11 protein-coding genes are annotated in these 14,711 nt (G+C 70.6%); 1 reads left to right on the top strand and 10 read right to left on the bottom strand.

The window, feature by feature from the left end; all coding sequences use genetic code 11:
• Window positions 1-97: 97 nt before the first annotated feature.
• From argJ to ACFSOX_RS10965, 9 genes are all read right to left on the bottom strand, one after another.
• Complete coding sequence (gene argJ, locus ACFSOX_RS11005; protein WP_378477855.1) at window positions 98-1,336, bottom strand: bifunctional glutamate N-acetyltransferase/amino-acid acetyltransferase ArgJ; 1,239 nt, start codon at window positions 1,334-1,336, stop codon at window positions 98-100.
• Between the two features lie 469 nt (window positions 1,337-1,805).
• Window positions 1,806-4,907 (bottom strand): pyruvate, phosphate dikinase, encoded by a 3,102-nt coding sequence (gene ppdK / locus ACFSOX_RS11000; RefSeq protein ID WP_378477854.1) that lies wholly within the window; start codon window positions 4,905-4,907, stop codon window positions 1,806-1,808.
• 187 nt (window positions 4,908-5,094) lie between these two features.
• Entirely contained in the window at window positions 5,095-7,413 is a 2,319-nt protein-coding gene (gene glyS, locus ACFSOX_RS10995) for a glycine--tRNA ligase subunit beta (RefSeq protein WP_378477853.1), read from the bottom strand.
• 57 nt (window positions 7,414-7,470) lie between these two features.
• Complete coding sequence (locus ACFSOX_RS10990) at window positions 7,471-8,448, bottom strand: glycine--tRNA ligase subunit alpha (protein WP_378477852.1); 978 nt, start codon at window positions 8,446-8,448, stop codon at window positions 7,471-7,473.
• A gap of 186 nt (window positions 8,449-8,634) precedes the next feature.
• Window positions 8,635-8,832: a hypothetical protein gene (locus ACFSOX_RS10985; protein WP_378477851.1), complete on the bottom strand. Its 198-nt coding sequence runs from the start codon at window positions 8,830-8,832 to the stop codon at window positions 8,635-8,637.
• Between the two features lie 108 nt (window positions 8,833-8,940).
• Window positions 8,941-9,891: a S49 family peptidase gene (locus ACFSOX_RS10980; protein ID WP_378477850.1), complete on the bottom strand. Its 951-nt coding sequence runs from the start codon at window positions 9,889-9,891 to the stop codon at window positions 8,941-8,943.
• A gap of 446 nt (window positions 9,892-10,337) precedes the next feature.
• Complete coding sequence (locus ACFSOX_RS10975; protein ID WP_378477849.1) at window positions 10,338-11,183, bottom strand: tRNA1(Val) (adenine(37)-N6)-methyltransferase; 846 nt, start codon at window positions 11,181-11,183, stop codon at window positions 10,338-10,340.
• Window positions 11,173-11,403 carry a putative signal transducing protein gene (locus tag ACFSOX_RS10970; RefSeq protein WP_378477848.1) on the bottom strand — a complete coding sequence of 77 codons (231 nt, stop codon included), beginning with the start codon at window positions 11,401-11,403 and terminating at the stop codon, window positions 11,173-11,175. Before ACFSOX_RS10970 ends, ACFSOX_RS10975 begins: the two co-directional genes overlap by 11 nt.
• Window positions 11,400-12,386, bottom strand: a complete 987-nt coding sequence (locus tag ACFSOX_RS10965) for a glycosyltransferase family 2 protein (protein ID WP_378477860.1) — start codon at window positions 12,384-12,386, stop codon at window positions 11,400-11,402. The genes ACFSOX_RS10970 and ACFSOX_RS10965 overlap by 4 nt, the downstream gene beginning before the upstream one ends.
• 132 nt (window positions 12,387-12,518) lie before the next feature.
• Here ACFSOX_RS10965 and ACFSOX_RS10960 point away from each other — a divergent pair, with 132 nt between their 5' ends.
• Window positions 12,519-13,529: a polyprenyl synthetase family protein gene (locus ACFSOX_RS10960; protein ID WP_378477847.1), complete on the top strand. Its 1,011-nt coding sequence runs from the start codon at window positions 12,519-12,521 to the stop codon at window positions 13,527-13,529.
• A gap of 198 nt (window positions 13,530-13,727) precedes the next feature.
• Here ACFSOX_RS10960 and ACFSOX_RS10955 read toward each other — a convergent pair whose 3' ends face one another.
• The gene (locus ACFSOX_RS10955) at window positions 13,728-14,618 is read right to left on the bottom strand and encodes a 4-(cytidine 5'-diphospho)-2-C-methyl-D-erythritol kinase (RefSeq protein WP_378477846.1); all 891 of its coding nucleotides are present in this window, start codon (window positions 14,616-14,618) and stop codon (window positions 13,728-13,730) included.
• Window positions 14,619-14,711: the final 93 nt, after the last annotated feature.

The raw sequence follows: 14,711 nt of genomic DNA, 5'->3' as shown, positions 1-14,711 counted from the left end.
GGCAGGCGATCTCGCCTGTCCACAAATCCCCAGCTCCTAAACCACTCAAAATCTAATGGTTGCTACGTCTACGTCGAACGCGGCGACGGTCGAACACTCACGACCGATAGTCGCCGTTGATGGCGACGTATTCCTTCGTGAGATCGCAGGTGAGCACGCGGTCGCGGCCCTTGCCGATCCCGAGATCGACCTTCAGCTCGATCTCCGGCTTCTTCATCAGGGCCGAGACCTTCGCCTCGTCATAGGCGGGATCGCGCGCGCCCCTGTGGGCGACCCGCACGCCGCCGAACCAGATCGACAGCTTGTCGCGATCGGCCTTCTCGCCGGCCTTGCCGACCGCCATGACGACGCGGCCCCAGTTGGCGTCCTCGCCGGCGATCGCCGTCTTCACCAGCGGCGAGTTGGCGATCGACATGGCGATCTTCCGCGCCGCCTTCTTGGTCGCCGCGCCCTGGACGATCACCTCGACCAGCTTTCGCGCGCCCTCGCCGTCGCGCGCCACCTGCTCGGCCAGATCGGCGAGCACGCGGTCGAAGCCTTTGCGGAACGGCTCGAGCCGCGGATCGCTGGCGCGCGATATTCTCGCCACGCCGCGTTTCGCCGCCGCGCCGGTCGCGAACGCCAGAAGCGTGTCGGACGTCGAGGTGTCGCCGTCGATCGTCACCGCGTTGAACGTGTCCGCGACGCCCTTGGTGAGCAGGCTCTGCAGCACGGCGGGCGCCAGCGGCGCGTCGGTGAACACGAAGGAGAGCATGGTCGCCATGTCGGGCGCGATCATGCCGGCGCCCTTGGCGATGCCGCAGATCGTCACCGGCTTGCCGTCGATGCGCACCACCGCGGCCGCCCCCTTCGGGAACGTGTCGGTGGTCATGATGGCGCGCGCCGCCTCCTCCCAGCGGCCGGGCTGCACGGCCGCGACGAGATCGTCCATCACGCCGGCGAACTTCTCGGCCGGCAGCGGCTCGCCGATCACGCCCGTCGAGGCGAGGAAGACCTCGGCCGGCTTGCAGCCGGCGGATTTCGACGCGATGTCGGCCGTCAGCTTGACGGCGGCGACCCCGGTCTTGCCCGTGAAGGCGTTGGCGTTGCCGGAGTTGACGACGAGGGCGCGCGCCTTGCCGCCCTTCAGCTTGCCGCGGCACCAGTCGACCGGCGCCGACGGGCACTTCGACCTGGTGAACACGCCGGCGACCGCGGTGCCCGGATCGAGCAGCGCGAGCAGGACGTCGGTGCGGCCCGCATAGCGGATGCCGGCCGCCGCGGTCGCGACCGCGACGCCGTCGATCGCCGGCATTTCGGGAAAGCGCTCGGGCGCGAGCGGTGAGACGGCGGCCATCGGCCTTGCCCCCTGGTCGACGGGCGCGAGCCTGCCCCGCGCCACGAAAGTCGTCGCAGGGTCGATTAGGTGGGCCGGCGCACCGGGTCAAGCGGGAGGGGACAGGCAATCCCGCGGACCGGACCTCCCGTGTCCCGGACGCGTTGCAGCGCGCAGCGATGCAGCGCGAGCCGGGATCCAGGGGCGCGAAAATCCGCCTCGGCCTGTCGGCGCTCGTTGTCCACGCAGGCGAGGGCTTTGCATCCGTCGTCACCCCGGGGCGCGGACCGCAAGTCCGCGAGCCCGGGATCCATAGCCCCGGTGCAGGCGGCTCACGAAAGACAGGGCGTATGGATCCCGGGCTCGGCGCTGACGCGCCGCCCCGGGACGACCGAGCAATCCTGCAAAGCCGTCCGCAGGGGACAGGTAAAGGGAGTGCTCCCGGTACAGCTCCGGCCATACGGCCGGAGCCTCGATCGTCAAGCCCCGCTCACACCGTGCCGGACGAGCCGCCGCCGAGCGCCGCCTGGGCGGCGGCGAGGCGGGCGATCGGCACCCGGAACGGCGAGCACGACACATAGTCGAGCCCGAGCTTGGCGCAGAACATCACCGAGGCCGGATCGCCGCCGTGCTCGCCGCAGATGCCGGCCTTGAGCTTCTCGCGCACCGCGCGGCCGCGCTCGGTGGCGATCTTCATCAGCTCGCCGACGCCCTCGGTGTCTATCGACACGAACGGATCGACGGGGACGATGTTCTTGGCCGTGTAGGTGCCGAGGAAGCTCGCGGCGTCGTCGCGGCTGATGCCGAAGGTCGTCTGGGTGAGGTCGTTGGTGCCGAACGAGAAGAACTCGGCCGACTCGGCGATCTCGCCGGCCCGCAGGGCCGCCCGCGGCAGCTCGATCATGGTGCCGACCTGATACTTGAACTTGGTTCCGGTCTCCTTCATCACGGCCTGCGCCATGGCGTCGATGCGCGCCTTGACGAGGTCGAGCTCGGCCTTGGTGGCGATCAGCGGCACCATCACCTCGGGCACCACCGGCTCGCCGGTCTTCTTGGCGGCGTCGACGGCCGCCTCGAAGATCGCGCGGGCCTGCATCTCGGCGATCTCGGGATAGACGACGGCCAGCCGGCAGCCGCGGAAGCCGAGCATCGGGTTGAACTCGGCGAGCTCCTTGGCGCGGTCGGCGAGCTTGCGCGCGTCGGCCCCCATCGCCTGCGCCACCTCGGCGATCTCCTGCTCGGTGTGCGGCAGGAACTCGTGCAGCGGCGGGTCGAGCAGCCGGATGGTCACCGGCTTGCCCTTCATCACCTCGAAGATCTGGGCGAAGTCGCCGCGCTGCATCGGCAGCAGCTTGGCGAGTGCGTTGCGCCGGCTCTGCTCGTCGTCGGCGAGGATCATCTCGCGCACGGCGCGGATGCGGTCGCCCTCGAAGAACATGTGCTCGGTGCGGCACAGCCCGATGCCCTCGGCGCCGAACTTCACCGCCACCTTGGCGTCGTTCGGCGTGTCGGCGTTGGTGCGCACCTTCAGCTTGCGGACCTTGTCGGCCCACGTCATCAGGGTGGCGAAGTCGTCCGACAGGGCCGGCTCCTGCATCGGCACGCGGCCGGCCAGCACGTGGCCGGTGCCGCCGTCGATCGTGATCACGTCGCCCTTCTTGAACACCTGGCCGCTCGCCGTCATGGTGCCGGCCGCGTAGTCGACCCGGATCGAGCCGGCGCCGGCGACGCAGGGCTTGCCCATGCCGCGGGCGACGACGGCGGCGTGCGAGGTCATGCCGCCGCGCGTCGTGAGAATGCCCTCGGCGGCGTGCATGCCGTGGATGTCCTCCGGGCTGGTCTCGACCCGCACCAGGATGACCTTGCGGTTCTGCGACTTCAGCAGCTCCGCCTCGTCCGAGTTGAAGACGATCTCGCCCGCCGCCGCACCCGGCGAGGCCGGCAGGCCGGTGGCGATCAGCTTGCGCTCGGCCTTGGGGTCGATGGTCGGGTGCAGGAGCTGGTCGAGCGAGGCGGGCTCGATGCGCAGCACCGCCTCGTTGCGGCTGATCACGCCCTCGTTGGCGAGGTCGACGGCGATCTTGAGCGCCGCCTTGGCGGTGCGCTTGCCGTTGCGGGTCTGCAGCATCCACAGCCGGCCGCGCTCGACCGTGAACTCCATGTCCTGCATGTCGCGGTAGTGCTTCTCGAGCTTGGTGTAGTATTTCACCAGCTCCTTGAACGGCTCCGGCATCGCCTTCTCGAGCGACGGCTTGTCGGAGCCCGAGGCGATGCGGGCTTCTTCCGTGATCTCCTGCGGGGTGCGGATGCCGGCGACGACGTCCTCGCCCTGCGCGTTGATCAGGAACTCGCCGTAGAGCTTGCGCTCGCCGGTCGACGGGTTGCGCGAGAAGGCGACGCCGGTCGCCGAGGTCTCGCCGAGATTGCCGAACACCATGGCCTGGACGTTGACGGCGGTGCCCCAGCTCTCCGGCACGCCGTTGAGCCGGCGATACGTGATGGCGCGCTGGTTCATCCACGAGCCGAACACGGCCCCGATGGCGCCCCACAGCTGCTCGTGCGGATCCTGCGGGAACGGCTTGCCGGTCTCGCGGATCACCCGCTCCTTGTAGCGGACGATCAGCTTCTCCCAGTCGTCCGCCGTCAGGTCGGTGTCGAGCTTGTAGCCGTGCTCGTCCTTGTGCTCGTCGAGCAGCTCCTCGAAATTGTGATAGCCGACGTCGAGCACCACGTTCGAGTACATGGTGATGAAGCGGCGATAGGAGTCGAACGCGAAGCGGCGGTCGCCGGACTGCTTGGCCAGCGCCTCGACCGTCTCGTCGTTGAGGCCGAGATTGAGCACCGTGTCCATCATGCCGGGCATCGAGGCCCGCGCGCCGGAGCGCACCGAGACGAGCAGCGGGTCGGTCTTGTCGCCGAATTGCTTGCCGACGATTCGAGCGACGTGCTCGAGCGCCGCCTCGACCTGCGGCTTGAGCGACTTCGGATAGGTGCGGTTGTTCTGATAGTAGTAGGTGCAGACCTCGGTCGAGATGGTGAAGCCGGGCGGCACCGGCAGACCGAGGCCGGCCATCTCGGCGAGGTTGGCGCCCTTGCCGCCGAGCAGGTTCTTCATGCCGGCGGCGCCTTCCGCCGTGCCGTTGCCGAACGTGTAGACCCACTTGCCCTTCACGGCGACCGGCGTCGGCGCCTTCACGGGCGGCTTCACGGCGCCGGCCTTGGCGACGCGCGCGGCCGGCTTCGTGGCGGACTTGGCGACCGGCTTGACGGCGCGGGCGGCGGGCTTCGCGGGCGACTTGATCGGCTTCGTCGCTGGCTTGGTGGCGGCCGGCTTGGTCGCCGTCTTGGCGGCGGGCTTGAAGGTCTTGGTGGCCTTGACGGCGGGCTTCGACGACTTGGCGGCCGGGACGGCGCGACGCGCCGCCGCGACCTTGGCGGCCGGTTTCGCCGCCGCGACGGCTTTCGCCGGCTTGGTGCCGACCGGCTTGGCGGCGCGCGGCTTCGCGGCGGTCGCCTTTGCGGGTCCGGCAGCGGCTCGCCCTCCCTTGGCGGTCGCTACGGGACGGCGCGATGCTTTGCTCGTCTTGGCCATGGACTGCTCCGGTGTGCGCTTCGATGGGCGCTTCGTGCGCTTGACGCAAAAGACTCCGCGGGCGGCGGGCGCAATCTGCACGCCACGTCCGGGGGTCGGTCCCTCCGGTCCTCGACGGACCTTGTCGTCCGAACCTCAAATCGTCCGGTTTGCTGGACCGCAGTGTCCACCGGACGCGCCGATTTTTCTAGCCCTCGATGCGGGAAAAATCCGCGACCGCCAAAGTCGCCGCGCGAATCCCGTCGAGCAGGCGCAGACGATTCGCCCGCACGGCCGCGTCGTCGGCGTTCACCGTGACCGCGTCGAAGAAGGCATCGACCACGGGACGCAGGGTCGCCACCGCGGCCATGGCGGCCGAAAAATCCTCGCGCACCACCGCCGCCTCGGCCTCGGTCCGCGCCGTGTCGACGGCGCGCGCCAGCGCCCGCTCGGCGTCCTCGCGCAACAGCGCCGCATCCACGGCCCCGGCGTAGCGGATGCCGTCGCGCTTCTCCTCGATGCGCAGGATGTTGGTCGCCCGCTTCACGCCGGCCAGAAGATTCTTGCCGTCCTCGGTGTCGAGGAATTTGGCCAACGCCTCGACGCGGCGGACGATCTTGACGAGATCGTCCTGGCCTTCGAGCGCGAACACGGCGTCGACGAGATCGTGCCGGGCGCCCTGCTCGCGGAGTTGCACCTTCAGGCGATCGGCGAAGAAGGCGAGGAGATCCTTGGTGAGGCCGTCATGCGCGGGCTTGTCCCGCGCATCCACGCTCTTTCCGGCCCGCGTCGCCGAGGAGGCGTGGATGGCCGGGACGAGCCCGGCCATGACGCCGAGATGCACGTCGGAGATCGAGACCAAGCCGAGCCGCAGCCCGTTCTCCAGCACGATCCGAATCACCCCCAGCGCCGCCCGGCGAAGCGCATACGGATCCTTCGAGCCGGTCGGCTTCTCGTCGATCGCCCAGAAACCCACCAGCGTGTCGAGCTTGTCGGCGAGCGCGACCGCGATCGAGACCGGGTCGGTCGGCACCCGGTCGGCCGGCCCCTGCGGCTTGTAGTGCTCCTCGCAGGCCGCGGCGACGCTCGCGTCTTCCCCTTGCGCGAGGGCGTAGTACTTGCCCATCAGGCCCTGCAGCTCGGGGAACTCTCCGACCACCTCGGTCAGCAGGTCCGCCTTGCACAGTTTGGCGGCGCGCCGCACCTTCTCCACGTCGGCGCCGACCAGGGGCGCGAGCTCCACGGCGAGCCGCTCGATGCGGGCAATGCGCTCGGCCTGCGTGCCGAGCTTCTCGTGGAAGACGATCTGGTCGAACTTCTTCAGCCGGTCCTCAAGCTTCGTCGAAAGATCCGTCTCGTAGAAGAACTTGGCGTCCGACAGCCGAGCCCGGATCACCCGCTCGTTGCCGGCGACGATCGCCTTGCCGCCGTCGGTCGCTTCCGTGTTCGACACGAGAATGAAATGAGGAGCGAGGCTTCCTTCACCTCTCCCCTGGTCGCGCGGCGAAGCCGCGCCGGAGAGGTCGGCGCGCAGCGCCGGGTGAGGGGGTGCCGACGTCGAGGGGGGGCCCCCCTCACCCGCCGTCGCGCTGCCGCGCGCCATCGACCTCTCCCCGCCGGGGAGAGGTGAAAAGGAGGCACCGGGAAGAGGTGAAGACGAGCGCCTCACCACGAAGCACTTCTGGTTCGCCCGGATGGTCGAGCGGATCACCTCGTCCGGGATTTTCAGGAACGCCGGGTCGAACGACCCCATCAGCACGACCGGCCATTCGACCAGCCCGGCAACCTCCTCCAGGAGCCCCTGGTCCTCGACGAGCTCGAGCCCTTGCGCGAAGGCGAGCTGCTTGGCCTCGTGCAGGATGATGTCGCGGCGGCGCGCCGGATCGAGCACCACCTTGGCTTGGAGGAGTTTTTCCACGTAGTCGTCGTGATGCTTCACCCGGAACGACCCGGGCGAGAGGAACCGATGCCCGCGGGTCGTGTCGCCCGCCGTGATGTGGTCGACCGTGAACGGCACGATGTCGGGATCCTCGGTCTCCGGCCCGAAGGTCGCGACGATCGAGTGCAGCGGCCGCACCCAGGTGAGCCGCCCGGAGCCCCAGCGCATCGACTTCGGCCACGGGAAGGTGCGCACCACGAGCGGCAGGATCTCGGCCAGCACCTCGATCGCCGGCCGGCCGGGCTTCTCGACGAGAGCGACGTAGAAGTCGCCCTTCTTGGGATCCTTCTGCACGGTCGCCTGATCGATGGAGGCGAGGCCGGCGGACTTGAGAAAGCCCTCGATCGCCTTGTCGGGCGCGCCGACGCGCGGGCCCTTCTTCTCCTCGCGCAGATCGGGCTGGCGGGCCGGGATGCCCTGCACGGCGAGCGCGAGGCGCCGCGGCGTCGCGAACGCCGTCGCGCCGTCGTAGACGAGACCGGCGTCGACGAGCTTGTCGGTGACGAGCTTCTTCAAGTCCTCGGCCGCCCGCCCCTGCATGCGGGCCGGGATTTCCTCGGAGAAGAGTTCGAAGAGAAGGTCGGGCATGATTCGAAAAGCTCGGGTGTCGCGATGTCGGACGGGTGACGGGCCGGCGGGCGCGCCCTACCCCGCCCCGCCGCCGGCGGTGGCGAGCCAGGCTTCGCCGCAGGCTTTCGCCAATTCGCGCACCCGCAGGATGTAGCTCTGCCGCTCGGTCACCGAGATCACGCCGCGGGCGTCGAGCAGGTTGAAGACGTGGCTCGCCTTGATGCACTGGTCGTAGGCCGGCAACGCCATCAGGTGGCGCGACGCCGTGGCGTCTTTCGCGTCGCGCCGCCAGCCGGCGTCGAGATACGACTTGCAGGCGCCCTCGGCCATGCGGAACTGCTCGAACAGCATGGTCGTGTCGGCATGCTCGAAATTGTGCCGCGAATACTCCTGCTCGGCTTGCAGGAAGACGTCGCCGTAGGAGACCCGCTCCGGCCCCTCGCGACCGTTGAAGTTGAGGTCGTAGACGTTCTCGACGCCCTGCACGTACATGGCCAGCCGCTCGAGCCCGTAGGTCAGCTCGCCCGCGACGGGCGCGCATTCGAAGCCGGCGACCTGCTGGAAGTAGGTGAACTGGCTCACCTCCATGCCGTCGCACCAGCACTCCCAGCCGAGCCCCCAGGCGCCCAGCGTCGGGCTCTCCCAGTCGTCCTCGACGAAGCGCACGTCGTGCACGGCCGTGTCGATGCCGATGGCGCCGAGACTGTCGAGATAGAGTTCCTGCAGGTTCTCGGGCGACGGCTTCAGGATCACCTGGAACTGGTAGTAGTGCTGCAGCCGGTTGGGATTTTCGCCGTAGCGGCCGTCCTTGGGCCGGCGCGAGGGCTGGACATAGGCCGCGTTCCACGGCTTCGGCCCGAGCGCGCGCAGCGTGGTCGCCGGGTGGAACGTGCCGGCGCCGACCTCCATGTCGTAGGGCTGAAGGATCACGCAGCCCTTGTCGGCCCAGTAGCGTTGCAGGGCGAGGATGAGGCCCTGGAACGAGCGCTCGGGCCGCATGTGCGGCGGCAGGCCGGGCTGTAGGTCGGACAATGGGGCGGCGGACGGTGTCATGGCGGCTCGCAGCGACGGACGAGCGGCCGCGCCGGCGGCGCCCGTCGCGAGCGCGCCCGGTCCGCGGCCGAGGGCGCGCGGACCGTAGAGGCAGGGATTTTCAGGGTCAAGGCGAGGACGCCTCGCAGCGGCCCTCCCTCTCCCCGCCGCGCAGGGAGAGGTGAAATTCGGCTGATCGGAAAAGTCCTATTCCGGCCGATAGACGCCGGTCCGCGGATCGCGGCGCAGCTTCGGCAGGCGGCTCGGGTCGATCGCCTCGGCGGGCTGCATCTGCTCCAGCTCCTCGTTGATGCGCCGCCACTCCCGGGCGAGCGCACGGCCGAGGGCCGCGACCCCGAGGGCGGCGGCGGTGAGGGCGATCACGGGCGGGATCACGAACGGCATGCGACCGTCTCCTCTGCACGACCCGCGGGGGTGAATGCGGCGCGGGCAGGCCGCAACGTCCAAGATCCAAGATCCAGGGTCCAGGGTCCAGGGTCGAACGTCCAGGGTCTAGAGCCCGTAGCGCGCCCAGACGGCACGCGCTTCGAGCGCCGCGATCGCGTCCTCGGCGAGGCTGTGGGCGCCGCCGAAGCCGGTGGCACCGGCCAAGCCACCCTGGCTCGTCCCCATCAGGCGGCGGGCCAGGAAGCCGCGCTCCGGCGACACCACGGGCGTCAGCACGTCCTTGCCGAAGCGCTCGCGCAAGTACGAGCGAAGGTCGCCGAGCCGGTCGACGATCCCGTGACCGAGCGCCGTCGACGCCGTCCAGTACTCGCCCGAGAACAGGGTTTTTTCCGGGCCGGCCAAGCGGTCGCCACGACGCGCCTTCACCAGCGCGATGAACAGCGTGTGGATCTCGGTCTGGATCGCCTTGATGCGGGCGACGTCCTCGGGCTTCTCCGGCAGGAACGGGTCGAGCGACGACTTGTTCTCGCCGGCCGTGTAGACGCGCCGCTCGATGCCGAGCTTCTCGATCGCCTTGTCGAGCCCGAAGGTCGCCCCGATCACCCCGATCGAGCCGACGATCGAGGCCGGATCGGCGACGATCTCGTCGGCCGCGCAGGCGATCATGTAGCCGCCCGAGGCGCCGACGTCCTCGACGGCGGCGATCACGGGCAGGTTCTTCTCCTCGGCGAGCTGGCGGATGCGCCGGAAGATCAGGTGCGACTGCGCCGCCGCTCCGCCCGGCGAGTTGATCGCGAGCGCCACCGCCTTGGCGCCGCGCATCGCGAAGGCGCGGTCGAGCGCGCGGGCGAGCCCGGCGAGCGTGACGCCCGGCCGCAGCGGCGAGGCGACGCCGATCACGCCGTTGATGCGCACCACCGGGACCACCGCGGTGTCGGGCCGCCACCGCTTCGGCAGCGCCGGCGTCACCAAGCGGCGCACCCCGGTGACGAAGTCGTGCAACCCGCCCCCGGTCGTGTCGCCGCGCCCCGGCTCGGTCCTGCTCCCGAACGTCATGATCCCCTGAGCCTCCGCGGCCTGGTCGCCGGCCCGCCGATCCGCCACGGGCTCGGGCCCGCGCCGACGATCCCGCGCCGCGCCGCCGGGTTTCGCACCGCACCGACCAGGATCATAGGGACGCGACGTCGCGGCCGCGAGTTACGGATCGTTTACCTGACCCGTGTCGTATGGACGTCCCGACATGGTGAACCGGCGGTGACCGCCGATCACGGAATCGACACCAGCGCACACTGAATCGAACCCCGGTCGCGGTCGCGCGTTGCAGGCGTGCGGTCGGGTCCGCCCTTGGGAGCGCAGTCATGGACATCAAGGTCATGATCATCGCGTCGCTGTTCGGCGTGATCGCGACGCTCTACCACGTCGCCGACCGCCGCCTGGCCCGGTCCGGCGAGCGCCTGCGGGCCGAGGAGGCCTGAGCCGCCGAGGCTCGTCGACCATCGCGGTCACGGCGCGGCGAGCGGCAGCGCCGCGCCATCGCGCAGAACCGCCTCGGCCGCTGCGGTCGGCCGTCCGGCCGCGTCGGCGAGCACCAGCCCCGGCAGCAGGGCGAGCGGCGCCCGGCCGCCCTGTGTCGCCCGCACGAGAATCCGAATCGCCGGCTGGCCGTCCTTGCCGTGCACGGGCGCGATCGCGATCCTGCCGAATCCCGCCGACAACCGCGCCAGCACCGGGCCGAGCCCCGCGGCCGGCCAGATCAGCGACAGGGTGCCGCCCGGCCGCAGCAGGCGCGCGGCGGCGCCGACCCAGACGTCGAGCAGCGGAATTTCCCCTTGTGAGACGGCCACATGGGCGCGCCGGCGCGCCGGATCCGGCGAGGCGGACAGCGTTTCGGGATCGTTGAACGGCGGATTCATCAACACCCGGTCCGCCACACCGGGCGAAAGCCCGGCCTCGGCCCAGGCCGCGGCCGGCGCCGCGACGTCGAGCCGCACCGCCACGACCCGGTCGCCGAGCCCGTTGCGGGCGGCGTTCTCGGCGCCCGCACGGACGAGCGCCGGGTCGATCTCGACGAGCGTCAGGCGTAACCCCGGCACCCGCCAGGCGAGCGCCAGACCGGCCGCGCCCACCCCCGAGCCGAGCTCGACGGCCCGCTCCCCGGCCAGCGCCGGGGTGGCCGCGGCCAGCAGGATCGCGTCATGCCCGAAACGGTGACCGCGCCGCGGCTGCAGGAGCCGCAGCCGGCCGCCCAGGATGCCGTCGTCGCTCCACGCGGCTTCCGGGAAGTGCTGCGACCGGGCGAGCGCGGCCGGGTCTGCGGTGGCGCCCCCGGCGCCGGCCTCAGGCGCCATCGGGCCGCAGCTCCTGGCCGAGCCCGGCGTCGCCGAGCAGCCGCCGCGCCTCCTTTGCCCGCGGCTCCGCGACGAGAATCCGGCGCGGCAGGATGCCGATCGAGCCTTCCAGCACGCTCATGTTCTGGTCGAGCACCAGATGCTCGATGCCGGCGGCGTCGAGCAGGGCCACCACGGCCGACACCAGCACCGGGTCGTTGGTGCGCACGAGCTCCTTCATGACTCGATCCCCGAAGTCCCGGCGCGGCGCGCCGGCTCGCCCGGCGCCGGCTGGGCCAGATAGGCGAGCAGCTTGATCTCCCGCCGCCCGCGCGTGACCGTGTCGAGCACGAGGCCGCAGGCGAACGACAGGAAGGCGAGAATCATCAGCCCGGTCGACAGCACCGCGGTGGGCAGCCGCGGCACCACGCCCTGCTCCAGGAACGTGACGATCACGGGCACGGCGAGGCCGACCGACAGGACGGCGAGCAACAACCCGGCACCGGCGAAGAACGGCAGCGGCCGCTCGACCCGGTAGAGCTTGGCGATGGTCCACAGGATGCGGAAGCCGTCGCGCCAGGTGGCGAGCTTCGATTCCGAGCCCTCCGGCCGGGCATAATAGGGGGTCGGAACCTCGGCGACCGGCATGTCGAGCTCGAGCGCGTGGACGGTCAGCTCGGTCTCGATCTCGAAGCCGCCGGACAGCACCGGGAACGACTTCACGAAACGGCGCGAGAACACCCGATAGCCCGACAGCATGTCGGAGAACGGCGTGCCGAACATCTGCCGCACCACCCCGGTGAGCAGGCGGTTGCCGGCCCGGTGGCCGCGCCGATAGGCGGCGGCGCCCGCGGGACGGCGCACCGCCACGACCATGTCGAGGCGCTCCTCCAACAACCGCGCGATCATGTCGCGGGCGCTCGGGGCATCATAGGTAGAATCCCCGTCGACGAGGACGTAGACATCGGCATCGACGTCGCTGAACATGCGCCGGACGACGTGGCCCTTGCCCTGCGGCGTCGCCCTGCGCACGATCGCCCCGGCCTCGCGCGCGGCCTCGGCGGTCCCGTCCGTCGAGTTGTTGTCGTAGACATGAATGGCGGCGTCGGGCAGCGCCGCGCGGAAATCGGCGACCACCTTTGCGATCGACGCTCGTTCATTGTAACACGGCACCAGGACCGCGATCCGCCGGCCATGTTCGGGCGTCGCGACCCGCAGGTCCATCCGATCGAACAGACGTGTCACGACCATCCTGTTCCGGGGCGTCTCGGCCGTTCCGCCAGGGGAAAACACCGTACTTGCCGGTGAACGGTAGCATTTCTATCGTCGCTGGTCCTTGATTTCGGAGAATCGGCTTTGGCCGTCGTAATTCCTTTCGAGTCTCCTGCCGGCGCTTCGGTCGACCGTCTGGTGTCCCATGTGTCCCGCGACATGACCCGCGTCAATGCGGCGATCCTGTCGTGCACCGGGTCCGAGGTCACGATGATCCCGGAGGTCGCCAATCATCTCATCACGTCGGGGGGCAAGCGGCTGCGGCCGATGTTGACCCTCGCGATGGCCCAATTGTCGGGCTACGAGGGCGAGGGGCATGTCAAGCTCGCCGCCTCGGTCGAGTTCATGCACACCGCGACGCTGCTCCACGACGACGTCGTCGACGAGAGCGACATGCGGCGCGGCAAGCTCGCCGCCCGCATGCTGTGGGGCAACGAGGCGAGCGTGCTGGTCGGCGACTTCCTGCTCGGCCAGGCCTTCAAGCTGATGGTCGAGGTCGGCTCGCTGCGCTCGCTGGAGATCCTCTCCAACGCCGCCGCCGTGATCGCCGAGGGCGAGGTGCGCCAGCTCGCCGCCGCCAAGAACACGGCCACCACCGAGGACGAGTATCTCGCCGTGGTGCGGGCCAAGACGGCCGAGCTGTTCGCCGCCGCCTGCGAGGTCGGCCCGGTGGTCGCCGACCTGCCCAAGGCCGAGCAGGCCGCCTGCCGCTCCTTCGGCATGAATCTCGGCATCGCGTTCCAGCTCGTCGACGACGCGCTCGACTACGGCGGCAAGGCCGCCAAGCTCGGCAAGAACGTCGGCGACGACTTCCGCGAGGGCAAGATCACGCTGCCCGTGGTGCTGGCGTTCCGCCGCGGCTCCGACTCCGAGCGCGAGTTCTGGCGCCGCACGCTGGAGACCGGCGAGATCGGCGACAACGACCTCGAGCAGGCCATCGCCCTGATGGCCAAGCACCGGGCGCTCGACGACACCATCACGCGGGCGCGCCACTACGGCGCCATCGCCCGCGACGCCCTCGCCCTCTTCCCCGACTGCGAGATCAAGCAGGCGCTGGAGGAGGCGGTCGAGTTCGCGGTGTCGCGCACGCATTGACCGGTCCTGGAGTCGCGGACTCGTGCCCCGGACAAGACAGGTCGGGCCGCAGGCCTGACCTGCCGCAGAGCCGGGGCCCAAGGGCGGGTCGGCACGGCGTTATTCTATCGCCCTGGACCCGGTTCGCGGCGCGGTGCGCCGCGCCCGGGACACGGAACTGCCGGCGCATGACCGGCGGCGCGCCGAGCGCGCCCCGCCTCACCGCGCCAGCATCGTCGCGCGCACCCACCAGCCGGTGTTGGCCGGGCCGAGCTTCATGGCGGCGTCGGCCGACGAGCGGGCGTCGTCGAACAAGGCGAAGCAGGTCGAGCCCGAGCCCGACATGCGCGCGAGCCGGCAGCCCGGCAGCGTGCGCAGCCGCTCCAGGAGGTCGCCGATCGCCGGCGCCAGTCCGATCGCCGCCGCCTCGAGGTCGTTGCCGTTCTCGGCCAGATAGGCGTAGAGGCCCTCGCGATCCTTCGGGACGGCGCCGTCCGGCGTCGGCTCGCCGCGGGTCTCGCCGGGCGCGAGACCGAGCGCCGCGAACACGTCCTTGGTGGCGAGCGGGAAGCCCGGGCCGACCAGCACGGCGAACAGCGGCGGCAGCGCCACGGGTGGCGACAGCACCTCGCCGACGCCGCGCATCACCCGCGGCTTGCCGTCGAGGCAGACCGGCACGTCGGCACCGGCCTTCAGGGCGGCCTCGGCGATGCGGGCGTCGTCCGGCGCGAGCTGGTTGAGACGGGCGAGCAGCCGCAGCGCCGCCGCCGCATCCGACGAGCCGCCGCCGAGCCCGCCGCCGGCCGGCAGGCGCTTGAGGAGATCGAAGGCGCCGAGCGCCAGGTCCGGCACACGCTCGGCCAGCAGCTTCGCCGCCTTGAGCACCAGATTGTCCTCGACCGGCCCGGACTGCGCGGCGGTCGGACCCGACACCGAGAGGCCGAGATCGACGCCGGACTTCAGCGTCAGCCGGTCGCCGATCGTCGTGAAGCTGACCAGGCTTTCGAGCGTGTGATAGCCGTCGTCGCGCTTGCCCAGCACGCGCAGCGTCAGGTTGACTTTTGCAGGCGCGGTCTCTTCGAGGAGGCCGGTCAGTACCGTGGTGGTCATGCGAGATCCCGAGAGGCGAGCGTCGCACGACAGGGGTCGCGCGGTATCGCCGGACGTTCTTCTCGGGAGGAAGGCGGCCCGGGTCAAGCCCCG

The sequence above is a fragment of the Rhodoplanes azumiensis genome (genome assembly GCF_042682915.1).
Lineage (GTDB): Bacteria > Pseudomonadota > Alphaproteobacteria > Rhizobiales > Xanthobacteraceae > Rhodoplanes > Rhodoplanes azumiensis.
Note: the sequence above shows the minus strand (reverse complement) of the source record. Positions and strands in the feature narration are given on the sequence as shown.